This is a genomic window from uncultured Thiohalocapsa sp., assembly GCF_913062725.1.
In the GTDB taxonomy this organism is placed as follows: domain Bacteria; phylum Pseudomonadota; class Gammaproteobacteria; order Chromatiales; family Chromatiaceae; genus Thiohalocapsa.
This window is the reverse complement of record NZ_CAJXWY010000013.1, coordinates 1-14670: the sequence shown is the minus strand read 5'-3', so window position 1 is coordinate 14670 and position 14670 is coordinate 1. Positions and strand designations below refer to the sequence as shown.

Below are 14670 nucleotides of genomic sequence, written 5' to 3'. Positions count from 1 at the left end.
TGTGTGGATCGTCGTTCCTGGCTCGGGATGGAATGGGCGGGGGCGTGCAACGGCCGCCCGTGCACGGGCGTGGATGGAGCGATGGTTGCGGGCATGGCCTGCTCGAGCATCGTCACGGCTGCGGCTGGTGACCTGCTCTGGGCCCGCCCTTGCGGTTCTTCATGGCGCGCCGTGCGCAGGCACAGGCACCCTGTGCTCAGCCTATGCGGCCGGTGGCCGCGGAATATCAAGTGGCTCACGCCGCCTGCTGGAGATGCCCATGGATACCTTCACGCGTAACTACAGCGTTGCCCTCGTCGCCATCGTGCTCGGTCTGCTCGTTTGGTGGGTGAGTGTGAGCTGGAACCCGCGCGTCGGCGCGCTGAACGCCGTGCTCGAATCCGACCCCGCGCTCGCCGGCTACGTCTACGACTTTCGGGTCGTCGATTATGATGACGGTGTGGCGATGATTTCGACACCGCGCTCTTTCGCCGTCCCCGCCATGCGCTTTCTCGAGATCGTTGAGCCCGGCCTCGCCGGCAAGGCCCAGGACGACCCCGCGATGGTAGCCGCCCAGCAGGCGCTCATCGAGCATCAAAAGCGCGCGCAGACGTTGATCCTCGGCCAGCCAGACGTGGAGCGCGTGGATTGGCAACTCGACGTCCGGTGGCTCGCCGAGCATGGCGTTCAGGTGCCGGCGCGCTAACTTCCCGGTGCGGCCTTCGCGGCGCGGCCAATTCCATGCCGGCATGGGTGGATTTTGCCGCACCCCGACCGCAACTTCAGCCACAATGACGGGCGCAGCGCCGACGCACCGGGTGGCGGCAACCGCCGACGAGCACTCCCAGCCTGAGTGAGCAATGCCTGTATCGCGGGACAAGGTCCACTCGCCCCCTTGCATCGGAGCCGCCGTTGAGGCAGCGTACGGCGCCCGCGGCACGTTGGCTACGGGCCGGGCGAGCAAACAGCTCGGAGGCTGCGGACTCAGCGCGCGGTCATCGGACGCACTCGTGCCCGCTGCCGCATCCGCACATGGTGGCCGTCGCGGGCGTCGGTGCGTCGGGCGCATCGATCGTCGACAGCTGCGCCCGAACGGGCCACGGACGCGGGGCTGCGGGCCACGGCCCGTGATCTATCGGGCGACCGCACTCGGAGGGTCTGCGACAGCGCTTCGATGCGCGACGACAGGCGCCGGCCGCGTCGTTCGCAGGGGCGCACGCCGGCCGCGGCTCGCTGGCATGCCGAATGACCGGATGCGGTCCGCGCCCACGCAGTACCTCAGGTGCCGGAGCCAGACTTCACTCGGATTTCACACACGATAAACACATCGCCTTAACAGAGGATCACGACTGTGAGCAACGCACTGTCCTGGCTGGCTAAACAGTTTTCCACGCTCTACACCAACGACATCGGAACGCTGATGGTGAAAGGCACCGTCGTCTTTCTGGTGGTGGGGGGCGCCTATCTGCTGCTGGGACAGACCGCCAGCAAGCTCGATGCGCCCTCGCCGGCGGAGGTGGCTGCAAACCTCGCGCCCATCGGCACCGTCGCCGTCGCGGAGCCGCCGCAGCCTGAGCCCGTCGCAGCGGCGGCGCCACCCGCGCCTGCCACGACGGCGTCGGCTGCGGATGCGGCGCCCAAGGAGAGCCCAGCTGCGCCGGCGCCGGCGCCGGCGGAGGAGGAGGCCGCAGCGCAAGCAAAGGCTCCGCAACCCGTTCAGGAGGCCGCGGCCGCAACGCCGGCGGCCACTGCTGAGCCGGCCGCCGCCGAGGCGCCCGCCGCCGCACAAGCGCCCGCCGAGCCGGCTGCGGAACAGGCCCCGGCCGAGCCCGAGGCACCGGTGACGGCGGCAGCCCCGTCAACGCCGGCGGCGCCCGCGACGACGGATACGCCGGCCGAGCCCGCAGCAGCACCGGCAGCCGCCGAGGCACCTGCCCCGGCCGCCGCTGAGGCACCCGCTCCGGCCGCCGCTGAGGCACCCGCTCCGGCCACCGCTCCGGCCGCTGCTGAGGCACCTGCCCCGGCCGCTGCTGAGGCACCCGCACAAGCCGCCGCTGAGGCACCCGCTCCGGCCGCCGCCGAGCCCGCCACGGCCCCGGCGCCCGCCGAGCCCACCGAAACCGCAGCAGCGTCGGAGCCACCGGCGGAAGCCGCACCCGCTGAGGAGGCGCCGGCAGCGCCAGCACAAACGGCACAACTGCCCACCGCAAAGCCCATGCTGCGCGAGCCCGAGCGCCGGCTGATGCCCCTGGTGCCCACCGGCGGGCCGAACACCTTCGTGGTGCCGATTGCACCGAGGCCCATGGTGCCAAGCCGGCCGGTCCCCATGTGGGCGCCGCAATACTCGCCGATGCCGCCGATGCCCGAACGCCGCTGAGGGCATAACGGAGACATCCGCGCCGAAAGCACTGGCCGCTCGTCGGCGACAGTCCAAACGGCGCCCGACCCACCCATGGCCCCGCAACACAGGTTGCGGGGACATTGATCCCGCAGGTGTCAGGCTGCCGTTGGCGTCGCTGGACGCCGTGCCCCCGGCGCTTCCTCTCAGACGGCCGGACCGTCCGTCAGCAGGCCCAGCGCACTGCCCATGCGCAGTGGCTGTCCTGCCCGCCGCTCCGCCAGCCAGGCGACCCGGCCCGGCGCTAGCAGCATCACCACGGTGGAGCCCATGTTGAAGCGCCCGAGCTCGGCGCCGCGGGCGAGCGTCGGCGCCGGTGTCGGCACTGGCAAACGCCGCAGCGCGCGCCCCCGTGGCGGTGTCACGACGCCCTGCCAGACGGTTTCGATGCCACCGACGAAGATCGCCCCCACCAACACCACCGCCATGGGCCCGGCGGCGGTCTCGAACACGGTCACGACGCGCTCGTTGCGGGCGTAGAGCCGCGGAACCCGATTGGCGGTGACGGCGTTGACGCTAAACAGCCGGCCCGGCACATGGAAGGCGTCGCGCAGCGTGCCGGTGAGCGGCATATGCACCCGGTGGTAGTCCTGAGGCGCCAGGTAGAGAGTCGCGAAGGCGCCGTCACTGAAGGTCGCCGCCAGACTGGCATCGCCGCCGAGCAGCGCTTGGACATCGAAGGTGTGGCCCTTGGCCTGCAGCAGGCGCCGACCCCGGAGGTTGCCGATTTCGCTGATGCGCCCGTCCACCGGCGCCAGCACAGCCTCGGGTCTGGGGTCCAGCGGGCGGGCATCCGGGCGCAATGCCCGCGTGAAAAACGCGTTGAAGGTTCGGTAGGACGGTTGTGCGGGCGGCGCCGTGTCTTGCAAGTCGACGCCATGGGCGCGCACGAAGGCATCCACGGCGAACTGCGTCATCGGTCCCCCGGGCAGCCTTGTCAGGCCGTGCATGACGCGTGACAGCGGATGCTGCGGCAACACCGTCTGGAGGCCCACGAACAAGCGCTCCCAGGCCGCGTGCAGGCGCCATCGGGCGCGGGTGTTGGTGATGTTGCTCATGACTCGCGTGCCCGCTGCTCGGCGAGCGCGGCAACGTCCTCGGCGATGGTCGCCGCTGACAGGGCGCCGGGGAAGATGGCCACGAGCTCGGCGCGCGGATCCACCAGGAACAGGGTCGGTGGGGTATCCGAAGCACCGTCGAGCACGCGCTGCGCGTCCGCCCCCAAGGCCGCCGCAAGCTCGGTGATCGCGTTGCGCTCGCCACTCAGCACGGCGATGGTTGGAGACAACCGCTCGAAGTCCCGCGCCAGGGACGGGGCCGCATCCGCGGTGGCCAGCAGCAGCCTGAGGCGCCCGCGCACGTCCGGTACGTCGGCGAGGCGATTGGATACCGCCACCAGTCGGGAGATGCCCCGGTGGCCGCCGGCGCCGGACAGATGACCGAAGGCGAGGAGGCTCCAGCGCTTGAGGAGGGCGCCGCGCTCGACCGGCTCACCGGTCGTGTCGTACAGCACGAAGTCCGGTAGCGGCTGCGGCGGGCGGATGAGCACACCACCGATGACCGGCGGCTCGCCGCCGCCGTATCGGTATTGATTGCCCCATTGATAGGCCAGCAGGAAAAGACCAATGGCGGCTAACGCCATCACCAGTCGCGGCAGCAGCCCCCGGCCGCGCCGCCGACCGCGTGCGCTGTGCGGTGGCCGGTTCAAGTGCGGAGCACCGCCGATGGCGCAGTGGCCGAGCTCACTGGCTCAGCATGGCTTGTGCCGCGGTCAGGGCTGCGCCGGTGTCCGCCTGCTGGCCGGCGTCGTTCAGGACGCTGCCGAGCGCCGCGAGGCAAAGCAGTATGTTCTCGGCGCGACTGGAGTAGCCCATGAGCCCGATGCGCCAGACCTTGCCGGCGAAGGTGCCGAGCCCGGCGCCGATTTCGAGGCCGTAGGTGCTGAGCAACCGCGAGCGCACGGCCGCCTCGTCAACGCCGCCGGGCACGGCGACGACGTTAAGCTGTGGCAGGCGCTCGGCCTCCGGTACCACGAGCTCCAGACCCAGCGTCTCGAGCCCGGCGCGCAGCGCCAGATGGTGACGATAGTGCCGTTCCCAGGCCGCCTCGAGGCCCTCTTCGGTGAGCATTACCAGGGCCTCGTGCAGACCATAGAGCGCATTCACCGGTGCCGTGTGGTGATAGGCACGCTTGCCGCCGCCCGTCGGGCCTTGCCAGTAGCCGAGCACCAGGTTCAGATCCAGGAACCAACTCTGCACCGGGGTGCTGCGGCCGGTGACTTTGGTCAGCGCCCGCTCGCTGACGCTGATGGGGGCGAGGCCCGGCGTGCAGGACAGGCATTTCTGACTGCCGGCGTAGATGGCGTCGATACCCCAGGCATCCACTTCCAGCGGCGAGCCGCCGAGGGCCGTGACGGCGTCGACGATGGTCAGGCAGTCGTGACGGTGGGCGATCTCGGTCAGGGTTTTCACGTCCGAGCAGGCGCCGGTGGATGTCTCGGCATGCACGAAGGCCACCAGCCTGGCGTCCGCATGGGCTTTGAGCGTGTCTTCCAGCTTCTGCGGGTCTACGGCCCGCCCCCATTCGTCCTCGACGACGACGGCCTCGCCGCCACAGCGCCGCACGTTCTCGCGCATGCGCCCGCCGAAGACGCCGTTGATGCAGACGACCACCTTATCCCCCGGCTCCACCAGGTTGACGAAACAGGTCTCCATACCCGCGGACCCCGGGGCCGACACCGGCATGGTGAGGGGGTTGTCGGTACGGAACGCGTAGCGCAGCAGGCACTTCAGCTCTTCCATCATGGCGCCGAACGCCGGATCCAGGTGGCCGACGGTGGGTCTCGCCAGCGCTGCGCTCACACGTGGGTGGACATCGGCGGGACCCGGCCCCATGAATGTCCGTACGGGCGGTTGGAACGAGCTGATTTGCATGGCGGTTTCCGTTATCTTTCAGCCTCTTGGGGGTGCCCGATGGCTGAACGGGCGAGCCCGTCAGTATAACGGCGCTGGGGTTGCGCTCACAACCGTATCCGGCCAGAGCCGCGTTGCCGTCATGTGGTGGGTAGTCGTTTCATCGTCCGCCAATGCGTTGTGAGGAGAGTCTGATGACCGAAAAGATCGAAAAATCCGATGCCGAGTGGCGTAGCGAGCTGACCGCAGAACAATATCGTGTCCTGCGCCAACAGGGGACTGAGCCCGCCTTCACCGGGGCCTACTGGGCAACCAAGGACGCCGGACGCTATCGCTGTGCCGGTTGCGGTGCCGAGCTGTTTGCGTCCGCGCACAAGTTCGACTCCGGCACCGGTTGGCCGAGCTTCTGGCAGCCGAGCGTCGATGGCGCCGTCGCGACCGAGACGGACACCAGCCACGGCATGACACGCACCGAGGTGCATTGCGCCCGTTGCGGCGCACACCTCGGTCACGTGTTTCCGGACGGCCCGCGGCCCACCGGCCAGCGCTATTGCATCAATTCGATCTCGCTGGCCTTCGAGCCGGAGGGCTGAGCAGTGCTTGGCGGCCCCGCCAAGCGCAAGCCACGACCACCGCCCGCCGCGGCTGCGGGCAATCACCGCGGGCGCGGCGGCTGCCGCGGCGATGCCCGCCACTCAGCCCATAACAACCGAAAATCCAGGTAATTTACGGTTACACTGTCGCTCCCGCCGCGGGCCCAAGCCCGCAGACGCGCCCGGTCTTGCATCCCCGGGCGCCACGTCCAGCATTGCAGAATCTTCGGAGTCCCCCATGCCCGACGCCAGTCCGCTCGAAGCCCCCTCCCGTTACTCGCCCGACACCCATCAGCGCGGCCGCGACAAGGTGGCCCGTATCCCGGTGAAGATCGAGCCCACCGGTGCAATACCACGCAAGCCGCAGTGGATACGGGCCAAGGCACCCACCGGGCCGGGGGTGAGTCGCATCAAGCGCTTGCTGCGTGAGAGCGGGCTTGCCACCGTCTGCGAGGAGGCACAGTGTCCGAATCTTGGTGAGTGCTTCGGCCATGGCACGGCCACCTTCATGATCCTCGGCGACATCTGCACCCGCCGCTGTCCCTTTTGCGATGTCGCCCACGGCCGACCGCAGCCGCTGGACGCGGCGGAGCCCGAGAACCTCGCCGCGTCCATCGCCCGCATGGGTCTGCGCTACGTGGTCATCACTTCGGTGGACCGCGACGACCTGCGTGACGGTGGCGCCGGGCATTTCGCCGCCTGTCTACGTGCCGTGCGCGCCCGTAGCCCCGAGATCCGTCTGGAAGTGCTCGTGCCGGATTTCCGCGGCCGCGAGTCGCGGGCCCTGGATGCCTTCACCGGCACCGCCGTGCCGGATGTGTTCAACCACAACCTGGAGACCGTGCCGCGGTTGTATCGTGAAGCGCGCCCCGGTGCCGACTATCAGGGCTCACTGGACCTGCTCGCGGCCTTCAAGGCGCGGCATCCTGACGTGCCCACCAAGTCCGGGCTCATGCTCGGCCTCGGTGAGACGCGTGCAGAGGTGTTGGCCGTGCTCCGGGATCTGCGCGTCCACGGCTGCGACATGCTCACGCTGGGGCAATACCTGCAGCCGAGTCGCGACCATCTGCCGGTGAAGCGCTTCTGGACCCCGTCGGCGTTCGATGAGCTGGCCGCCGAGGCGCAGGCCATGGGTTTCTCCGCGGTCGCGAGTGGCCCCATGGTGCGCTCCTCTTATCACGCCGACCAGCAGGCGCAGGCGCTGGCCCGCGCATGATGGGCCCGGCCGCCGTATCGTCGCCGGCGGCGTCGATGCTGGCGCCGTTGCATGGCTGAGTGCCGATGGCCTGGCTCTGGCTCTTGCTTGCCTTCGGTGTCTTCATGGCGCTGCTGGGCAGTGTCTATGCGCTCAACCGGGCTGCGCTGCGGCGTTACGGCTATGCGCCCTTTTCGGTGCCCAATGCGGCGCTGATGCTGGTGGTGAATCTGCTGCTGCTCTCGGCGTTGACGCCTGCGCAGACGCCGGCGCACGTCGGCGATCCCGCCTTGCGACAGGCGGTGATGCTCGGTGGCGCGGCGCTGCTGGCGACGGGCTTGCTGGTGGTCGTCGCGCGGCGCACGAGCGTTTGGCTGGGGCTGTACGCGGTGGCGCTGATGAGCGTTGCTGCCATCGCCGTGCTGCCGAGTCTGTTATTCACCCGCTTCGCCGCCGCGGCGGAAGCGGCCGATCAGGCGGGGACCGACGACCCGGGGGATCACCCGCCTTGACGGGCTTACGCCCTGAGGATTGGCCCGGGCCACCCTTCGGTGTCCTGCGCCCCCGGGTGGGCGGGCATATCTGCTCTACAGCAAACATCCCGAGCGCCCCGGCCCCGCCTCAGCAGGGGCTGATGCCAATTATGCACAAGTCATCGCCACCGGGATTCGCTCGGCACGCTGGGCCGTGCGACCCGCGAACCGCTCAGGGGCTGAGATTTAAGTCTCTGATTATAAAGAGTTAATGAGGTTTGACCAAGTTCTGGTCAGTTGCTCGGGAATGTCTCTAAGTCAGGGACTTAGCGGCTTTACACCAGCTTCTTCCACAGAGTTATCCACAGGCTCTGTGCAAAGATTCGGCTGCCACCAAGTGGATGCGCACGCTGAGCTGCGATCACGAAAAAGCGTCTGAGCCATCGTTGCCAAGCGACCAACAGGTGCGGCGATGGCCCGTCGAGTCATGTTTGCCCGACTTGCGTTGCCCTGTTGCGGCTGACGCCGCTTCGCGCTCGGGCCGGCGCGTGGGCTTCGGGCGCGTGGGCTTCGATTGAGCACGGACCTGCGGTTGGTGTGGAAGCGGACGGTTTGCCAAGTATTCCGCCTCGGGGCTACCCTTGGGCGAGATTAGGGGTTTTGGCGGGACATGCTGCGTTCGGGCCCCGAGCGAAGCGGTGGCGACGGCCACATGTGGCGTGCCGGCGCCGGTGCGTCGGGGCACAGCCATCGCACTCGGGCCGATGTCCGGGTTTCCGGGTACGCTTGCGTCGTGTCGTCCGCGCAGATCAACCACCGAGGAGGGGCCCATGACCGATGCCGATAACCAACCCAAGCCGAAGCCCAAGAAGGCCGTCGCCCTGTCCGGTGTGACGGCGGGCAATACCGCCGTGTGCACCGTCGGGCGCACTGGCAACGATCTGCACTACCGCGGTTACGATATCCTGGATTTCGCCGACCACGCGGAGTTCGAGGAAATCGCCCACCTGCTGATCCACGAGCGGCTGCCGAGCCGCGCCGAGCTTGCTGCCTACAAGCGCAAGCTGCGCGGCCTGCGTGGCCTCCCGGCGGCGTTGAAGACGGCGCTCGAGCAGCTGCCGCCATCGGCGCACCCCATGGATGTGCTGCGCACCGGTTGCTCGGTGCTCGGCGCCCTGGAGCCCGAGTCGCCCGCCATGCCGACGGCGGCCGCCCGCGATATCGGCGACCGGCTCATGGCGAGCTTCGGCTCCATGCTGCTTTATTGGTACCACTTTGCGCACAATGGCCGGCGCATCGAGGTGGAGACGGACGACGCCTCCATCGGCGGACACTTTCTGCACCTGCTGCACGGCACGGCGCCCGCCGCGGACTGGGAGCGGGCCATGCACACCTCGCTGATCCTCTACGCGGAGCATGAGTTCAACGCGTCCACCTTTACGGGGCGCGTCGTCGCCGGTACCAACTCGGACATGTACAGCGCCCTCACCGCCGCCATCGGCGCCCTGCGCGGGCCCAAGCATGGGGGCGCCAACGAGGCCGCCTGCGAGATCCAGCAACGCTACGCCAGCGCCGACGCGGCCGAGGCCGACATCACCGAGCGGGTGGGGCGCAAGGAAATCGTCATCGGCTTCGGGCACCCGGTCTACACCGTCGGCGACCCCCGCAACGAGGTGATCAAGTCCGTCGCCAAGCGCCTGTCCGAGGCCAACGGCGACATGCGCATGTTCGACGTCGCCGCGCGGCTGGAGCAGGTGATGTGGAACCTCAAGAAGATGTTCCCGAACCTGGACTGGTTCTCGGCGGTGTCCTATGCGCAGATGGGTGTGCCGACGGCGCTGTTCACGCCGCTGTTCGTGATTTCGCGCACCAGCGGCTGGGTGGCGCACGTCATCGAGCAGCGCATCGACAAGAAAATCATTCGCCCGAGCGCGAATTACGTGGGCCCCGAGAACCGTACCTGGGTCCCCATCGAGGATCGCTGAGGTTTCGACAACAGGCGCGCGCAACGCATGGCATGATGAACACCGCATACCGCAAGCCCCTGCCGGGCACCGACCTGGACTATTTCGATGCCCGCGAGGCCGTGGAGGCCATGGCGCCGGGCGCCTATGCCAAGCTGCCCTACACCGCGCGCGTGCTGGCGGAGCAGCTGGTGCGCCGCTGCAATCCGCAGGCGCTGCCCGAGGCACTCGCACAGATCGTCCACCATCAGCGGGAGCTGGATTTCCCCTGGTACCCGGCACGCGTGGTCTGCCACGACATCCTGGGACAGACTGCGCTGGTGGACCTGGCGGGCCTGCGCGACGCCATCGCCGAGCGCGGCGGCGATCCCGCCAAGGTGAACCCGGTGGTGCCGACCCAGCTCATCGTCGACCACTCCCTGGCGGTGGAGGCGCCCGGCTTCGATACCGACGCCTTCGCTAAGAATCGCGCCATCGAGGACCGCCGCAACGAAGACCGCTTCCACTTCATCGACTGGTGCAAGACGGCCTTCGACAACGTGGATGTGATCCCGGCGGGCAACGGCATCATGCACCAGATCAACCTGGAGAAGATGTCGCCGGTGATCCAGCGCCGGGACGGCGTGGCCTTTCCGGACACCTGCGTCGGCACCGACTCCCACACCCCGCACGTGGACTGCCTGGGTGTCATCGCCATCGGCGTCGGCGGCCTGGAGGCCGAGACGGTCATGCTCGGGCGCCCCACCATGATGCGGCTGCCGGAGATCGTCGGCGTGGAGCTGACGGGTAAGCGCCAGCCGGGCATTACGGCGACGGACATCGTGCTGGCGCTCACCGAATTCCTGCGCAACGCCAAGGTGGTCTCGGCCTATCTGGAGTTCTTCGGCACCGGCGCCCGCTCGCTCACCATCGGCGACCGGGCGACCATCGCCAACATGACGCCCGAGTACGGCGCCTCCGCCGGCATGTTCGCCATCGACGAGCAGACCATCGCCTATCTCAAGCTCACCGGCCGCGACCCGGAGCAGGTCGCACTGGTGGAGACCTACGCCAAGACCGCGGGCCTTTGGGCCGATGATCTGGCCGCCGCCGAATACGACCGCGTGCTGACGTTCGATCTGTCCACCGTCGGCCGCACCATGGCCGGCCCCTCCAACCCTCACCGTCGGCTGCCCACGTCGGCCCTGGCCGAGCGGGGCATCGCCGGCGCCTGGACGGCGCAGCAGGGCGAGTTGCCCGACGGCGCCGTGATCATCGCCGCCATCACCTCCTGCACCAACACGTCGAATCCGCGCAATGTGGTGGCGGCCGGCCTCCTGGCGCGCAAGGCCAACCAGCTTGGCCTGACCCGCAAGCCCTGGGTGAAGAGCTCCTTCGCGCCGGGCTCCCGGGTGGCGCGGCTGTACCTGGAGGCCGCGGGCCTGCTGCCGGAGCTTACGGCGCTCGGCTTCGGCATCGTCGGCTACGCCTGCACCACCTGCAACGGCATGTCCGGGGCGCTGGACCCCAACATCCAGCAGGAGATCATCGACCGCGATCTCTATGCCACCGCGGTGCTCTCGGGCAATCGCAACTTCGACGGCCGCATCCACCCCTATGCCAAGCAGGCCTTCCTGGCCTCGCCGCCGCTGGTGGTGGCCTATGCCATCGCCGGCACCGTGCGCTTCGACATCGAGCGCGACGCGCTGGGCACCGACGCCGACGGCAACGCCATTACGCTCAATGACATCTGGCCGTCGGATGCGGAGATCGACGCCATCGTCGAGCAGTATGTCAAGCCGGAGCAGTTCCAGCAGATCTACACGCCCATGTTCGCGCAGGGCGCCCGCGAGCGGGCCGACAGCCCGCTCTACGACTGGCGCGCCACGAGCACCTACATCCGCCGGCCGCCGTATTGGGAAGGCGACTTGGCCGCGGCGCCCGCGCTACGGGGCATGCGCCCGCTGGCGATCCTCGGCGACAACATCACCACCGACCATCTGTCGCCGTCCAACGCCATCCTGGCCACCAGCGCCGCCGGTGAATACCTGGCGCGCATGGGCTTGGCCGAAGCGGACTTCAATTCCTACGCCACCCACCGCGGCGACCATCTCACCGCCCAGCGTGCCACCCTGGCCAACCCCAAGCTCTTCAACGAGATGGTCCGGGATGACAAGGGCGAGATCATCCAGGGCTCCCTGGCCCGGGTGGAGCCGGACGGCGAGCAGATGCGCATGTGGGAGGCCATCGAGACCTACATGAGCCGCGGCCAGCCGCTGTGCATCATCGCCGGCGCGGACTACGGCCAGGGCTCGTCCCGCGACTGGGCGGCCAAGGGCGTGCGCCTGGCGGGGGTCGAGGCCATCGTCGCCGAAGGCTTCGAGCGCATCCACCGCACCAACCTCGTCGGCATGGGGGTGCTGCCGTTGCAGTTCCGCGACGGCGAGGGCCGGTATACCTACGCCATCGATGGCACCGAGACCTTCGATGTGGTCGGCGCGCCGGCGCCCCGGGCCGAGCTGACGGTCGTCATGCACCGCCGCAACGGCGAGCAGGTGGCGATCCCGGTCACCTGCCGGCTGGATACGGCCGAGGAGAAGCGGGTCTATGCCGCCGGCGGCGTGCTGCAGCGGTTTGCGCAGGACTTTGTGGCCGCGGCCTGAGGTGGGATTCGATCCGCTGCAGTGACGCAGCGAAGCTTGCCCATAAGATTCATGAATGCGCCCAAGTCTGGAGAAGCTCGGGCAGCCCGCTCCGCAACCCAGACATCGCCTCCAAAAGAATACAGTCGATGCCCCACCCACCCCAGATCAGAATCCCTGCAACCTACATGCGCGGCGGCACCAGTAAGGGTATCTTCTTCAAGCTCGACGATCTCCCGGAGCCCGCCCAGGTGCCGGGTGAGGCACGGGACAAGCTCCTGCTGCGGGTCATCGGCAGCCCGGACCCCTATGGCAAGCACACCGACGGCATGGGCGGCGCCACGTCCAGCACCTCCAAGACGGTGATCCTGTCCAGGAGCGCGCGCCCGGACCATGACGTGGATTATCTGTTCGGACAGGTCTCCATCGACGCGCCCTTCGTGGACTGGTCCGGCAACTGCGGCAACTTAAGCGCCGCGGTCGGCGCCTTCGCCATCAGCCATGGCCTGGTGGACCCGGCGCGCATCCCCGACAACGGCGTCTGTGCGGTGCGGGTGTGGCAGCAGAACACGGCCAAGACCATCGTCAATCACGTGCCCATCACCAACGGCCAGGTGCAGGAGACCGGCGCCTTCGAGCTGGATGGCGTGGCCTTTCCGGCCGCCGAGGTGCCGGTGGAGTTCGTGCGTCCCATCGCCGACGGCGAGGCCGTGTTTCCCACCGGCAACCGGATGGATGCGCTGGATGTGCCGGGTGTCGGGCGCTTCGAGGTGACCATGATCAACGCCGGTATCCCCACGGTGTTCCTGCGGGCTGAGGATCTGGGCTATGACGGCACCGAGCTGCAGCCCGCCGTCAACGATGATCCGGCCGCCCTGGCGCGCTTCGAGACCCTCCGCGCCCACGCCGCCGTGCGCATGGGGCTGATCGGGCAAGTGACCGAGGCCGCCGCCCGTCAGCACACGCCGAAGGTGGCCTTCTGCGCGCCGCCGCAGGGTTACACCGCCGCCAGCGGCAAGACCGTCAAGGCCGCGGACATCCACCTCAATGTCCGCGCCCTGTCCATGGGTAAGCTGCACCACGCCATGATGGGCACGGCGGCGGTGGCCATCGCCGGCGCCGCGGCCATTCCCGGCACCCTGGTAAGCCGGACCGCCGGTGGCGCTGCGCGGGAAACCGTCACCTTTGGTCACCCGTCGGGCACGCTCAAGGTTGGCGCCGCCGCAGCCGAGCACGACGGCCACTGGCGCATCGACAAGGTCACCATGAGCCGCAGCGCGCGGGTGCTGATGGAGGGCTGGGTGCGGTTACCCGGCGACGCCTTCTGACCGAAACCGGACCACTGTCGGGCCGCTGCGGCCGATCGGGTCCGCTGCGCGGTCCGACGCGAACGATTTTGCGTCAGCGGCAGATCGGCGAGACGAGCAGTGCTTGTTGGCCCATGGCGGGGCGGGTAGGCTGCGACGAGGTCCGGACGGCGGCAGCCGTGTCGGTGGCCAAAACAGCCATGTAGCCATTGCGCTCATACCAGACGAGGAGTCCCCCTTATGTTCCGTCACACCGCCCTCACCGCGGCCGCCATGAGTCTGTTGCTCGTCGGTCCGCTCTCCGCCGAGGTGGATTTGCAAACCCAGCCCGTCGCCGCCAGTGTCATCGAGACCGCGGTCGACGGCGAGGTCATGGTGGTGAACACCGATACCCGTCTGATGACCCTCAAGCTCGCCGATGGCACCTACAAGGTGCTGCACGTGCCGCCGGAGGTGACGCGCCTGGACGAGATCAAGATCGGCGACAGGGTGAGCATCACCGAGACCACCACGGCGCTCATCGAGCTGCAGACCGGTCGCGACGCCGGCGCCATGGGCGCCGAAGGCGAGACCGAGGTCACGGCGAAGCCGGGCGACAAGCCTGCGGGCACCATCACCGACGAGCTGACGCTCTACGGCAAAGTGGTCGGCGTCGACAAGGCCGCCGGCACCGTCACCGTCAAGGGCGCCGAGACCACCCGCGTGTTTCCGGTACAGAGCCAGGCCCTGCTGGACGAGCTCAAGGTGGGTGACGGCGTCGTCGCCCGGTTCCGCAACGTCATCACCGGCGAAGTCACGGTCAAATAACCGCAACGCGCCGCCTGGGGGCTCGGCATCGGGCCCCGCGAGCAAGGCCACCGACGGGCGGCTTTTTCGTGCCGGGCCGCAGGACCGCCACGGCCCGTCGCGGTTGGGGTGATTCCAGGGCGCCGAATCGCGGCAGCGGATACCGATGATCGGGAAGCCGTTGATCTCGATTCACAGTCTTCCAAGGTCTGCCGCCGGATGCTGCGCAGCGCCCAGCGCAGGACTTGCGGCCGGCGATACGCCGCAACGATGATCGACTCCAGAGGAGCGGCTTGGATGCGCATTGAACTGCTCCCTCTCGGTTCGGCGACGCGATCTACGGCAACAGGCCCCGACCGAGATTTCGCGTTCGGGCACTACCGCGACGGTGGGTTCTTGACTCCGTACGCATCCATGTAGGCCGCGAGCACGGGCTCCACGT

Annotated in this window: 12 protein-coding genes; 9 read left to right on the top strand and 3 right to left on the bottom strand. The window is 68.7% G+C overall.

What is annotated here, in order from left to right; all coding sequences use genetic code 11:
* Positions 1 to 259 precede the first annotated feature (259 nt).
* The gene (locus QZ588_RS05165) at positions 260 to 685 is read left to right on the top strand and encodes a hypothetical protein (RefSeq protein WP_295540559.1); all 426 of its coding nucleotides are present in this window, start codon (positions 260 to 262) and stop codon (positions 683 to 685) included.
* Between the two features lie 645 nt (positions 686 to 1330).
* Positions 1331 to 2356 carry a hypothetical protein gene (locus QZ588_RS05160; RefSeq protein ID WP_295540558.1) on the top strand — a complete coding sequence of 342 codons (1026 nt, stop codon included), beginning with the start codon at positions 1331 to 1333 and terminating at the stop codon, positions 2354 to 2356.
* A 167-nt stretch (positions 2357 to 2523) separates the two neighbouring features.
* On the opposite strand, the gene asd is transcribed toward QZ588_RS05160, so the two are convergent.
* The 3 genes from asd to QZ588_RS05145 all read right to left on the bottom strand — a co-directional run bounded on the left by asd (position 2524) and on the right by QZ588_RS05145 (position 5310).
* The gene (gene asd, locus QZ588_RS05155) at positions 2524 to 3435 is read right to left on the bottom strand and encodes an archaetidylserine decarboxylase (RefSeq protein WP_295540556.1); all 912 of its coding nucleotides are present in this window, start codon (positions 3433 to 3435) and stop codon (positions 2524 to 2526) included.
* Entirely contained in the window at positions 3432 to 4019 is a 588-nt protein-coding gene (locus QZ588_RS05150) for a hypothetical protein (protein WP_295540555.1), read from the bottom strand. Before QZ588_RS05150 ends, asd begins: the two co-directional genes overlap by 4 nt.
* A gap of 100 nt (positions 4020 to 4119) precedes the next feature.
* A complete protein-coding gene (locus QZ588_RS05145) occupies positions 4120 to 5310 on the bottom strand; it encodes an alanine--glyoxylate aminotransferase family protein (protein ID WP_295540554.1) in 1191 nt (396 codons plus the stop codon).
* Positions 5311 to 5483: 173 nt separating this feature from the next.
* Here QZ588_RS05145 and msrB point away from each other — a divergent pair, with 173 nt between their 5' ends.
* The 7 genes from msrB (at position 5484) to QZ588_RS05110 (ending at position 14249) form a co-directional block, all read left to right on the top strand.
* Entirely contained in the window at positions 5484 to 5882 is a 399-nt protein-coding gene (gene msrB / locus QZ588_RS05140; protein ID WP_295540553.1) for a peptide-methionine (R)-S-oxide reductase MsrB, read from the top strand.
* A 238-nt stretch (positions 5883 to 6120) separates the two neighbouring features.
* A complete protein-coding gene (lipA, locus tag QZ588_RS05135; protein WP_295540552.1) occupies positions 6121 to 7098 on the top strand; it encodes a lipoyl synthase in 978 nt (325 codons plus the stop codon).
* Between the two features lie 65 nt (positions 7099 to 7163).
* Positions 7164 to 7589: a hypothetical protein gene (locus QZ588_RS05130; RefSeq protein WP_295540551.1), complete on the top strand. Its 426-nt coding sequence runs from the start codon at positions 7164 to 7166 to the stop codon at positions 7587 to 7589.
* A gap of 791 nt (positions 7590 to 8380) precedes the next feature.
* On the top strand, positions 8381 to 9535 hold the full coding sequence (gene prpC / locus QZ588_RS05125; protein WP_295540550.1) for a 2-methylcitrate synthase: 1155 nt from the start codon (positions 8381 to 8383) through the stop codon (positions 9533 to 9535).
* 35 nt (positions 9536 to 9570) lie between these two features.
* Entirely contained in the window at positions 9571 to 12156 is a 2586-nt protein-coding gene (acnD, locus tag QZ588_RS05120; protein ID WP_295540649.1) for a Fe/S-dependent 2-methylisocitrate dehydratase AcnD, read from the top strand.
* A 128-nt stretch (positions 12157 to 12284) separates the two neighbouring features.
* Entirely contained in the window at positions 12285 to 13463 is a 1179-nt protein-coding gene (gene prpF / locus QZ588_RS05115) for a 2-methylaconitate cis-trans isomerase PrpF (RefSeq protein WP_295540548.1), read from the top strand.
* 219 nt (positions 13464 to 13682) lie between these two features.
* Entirely contained in the window at positions 13683 to 14249 is a 567-nt protein-coding gene (locus QZ588_RS05110) for a copper-binding protein (protein ID WP_295540546.1), read from the top strand.
* Positions 14250 to 14670: the final 421 nt, after the last annotated feature.

Excerpts from the sequence above, each read along its gene's own strand:
- msrB (WP_295540553.1), top strand. The coding sequence starts at position 5,484 with ATGACCGAAAAGATCGAAAAATCCGATGCCGAGTGGCGTAGCGAGCTG.
- lipA (WP_295540552.1), top strand. The coding sequence starts at position 6,121 with ATGCCCGACGCCAGTCCGCTCGAAGCCCCCTCCCGTTACTCGCCCGAC.
- QZ588_RS05130 (WP_295540551.1), top strand. The coding sequence starts at position 7,164 with ATGGCCTGGCTCTGGCTCTTGCTTGCCTTCGGTGTCTTCATGGCGCTG.
- acnD (WP_295540649.1), top strand. The coding sequence starts at position 9,571 with ATGAACACCGCATACCGCAAGCCCCTGCCGGGCACCGACCTGGACTAT.
- prpF (WP_295540548.1), top strand. The coding sequence starts at position 12,285 with ATGCCCCACCCACCCCAGATCAGAATCCCTGCAACCTACATGCGCGGC.
- QZ588_RS05110 (WP_295540546.1), top strand. The coding sequence starts at position 13,683 with ATGTTCCGTCACACCGCCCTCACCGCGGCCGCCATGAGTCTGTTGCTC.
- QZ588_RS05150 (WP_295540555.1), bottom strand. The coding sequence starts at position 4,019 with ATGGCGTTAGCCGCCATTGGTCTTTTCCTGCTGGCCTATCAATGGGGC.
- prpC (WP_295540550.1), top strand. The coding sequence starts at position 8,381 with ATGACCGATGCCGATAACCAACCCAAGCCGAAGCCCAAGAAGGCCGTC.
- asd (WP_295540556.1), bottom strand. The coding sequence starts at position 3,435 with ATGAGCAACATCACCAACACCCGCGCCCGATGGCGCCTGCACGCGGCC.
- QZ588_RS05145 (WP_295540554.1), bottom strand. The coding sequence starts at position 5,310 with ATGCAAATCAGCTCGTTCCAACCGCCCGTACGGACATTCATGGGGCCG.
- QZ588_RS05165 (WP_295540559.1), top strand. The coding sequence starts at position 260 with ATGGATACCTTCACGCGTAACTACAGCGTTGCCCTCGTCGCCATCGTG.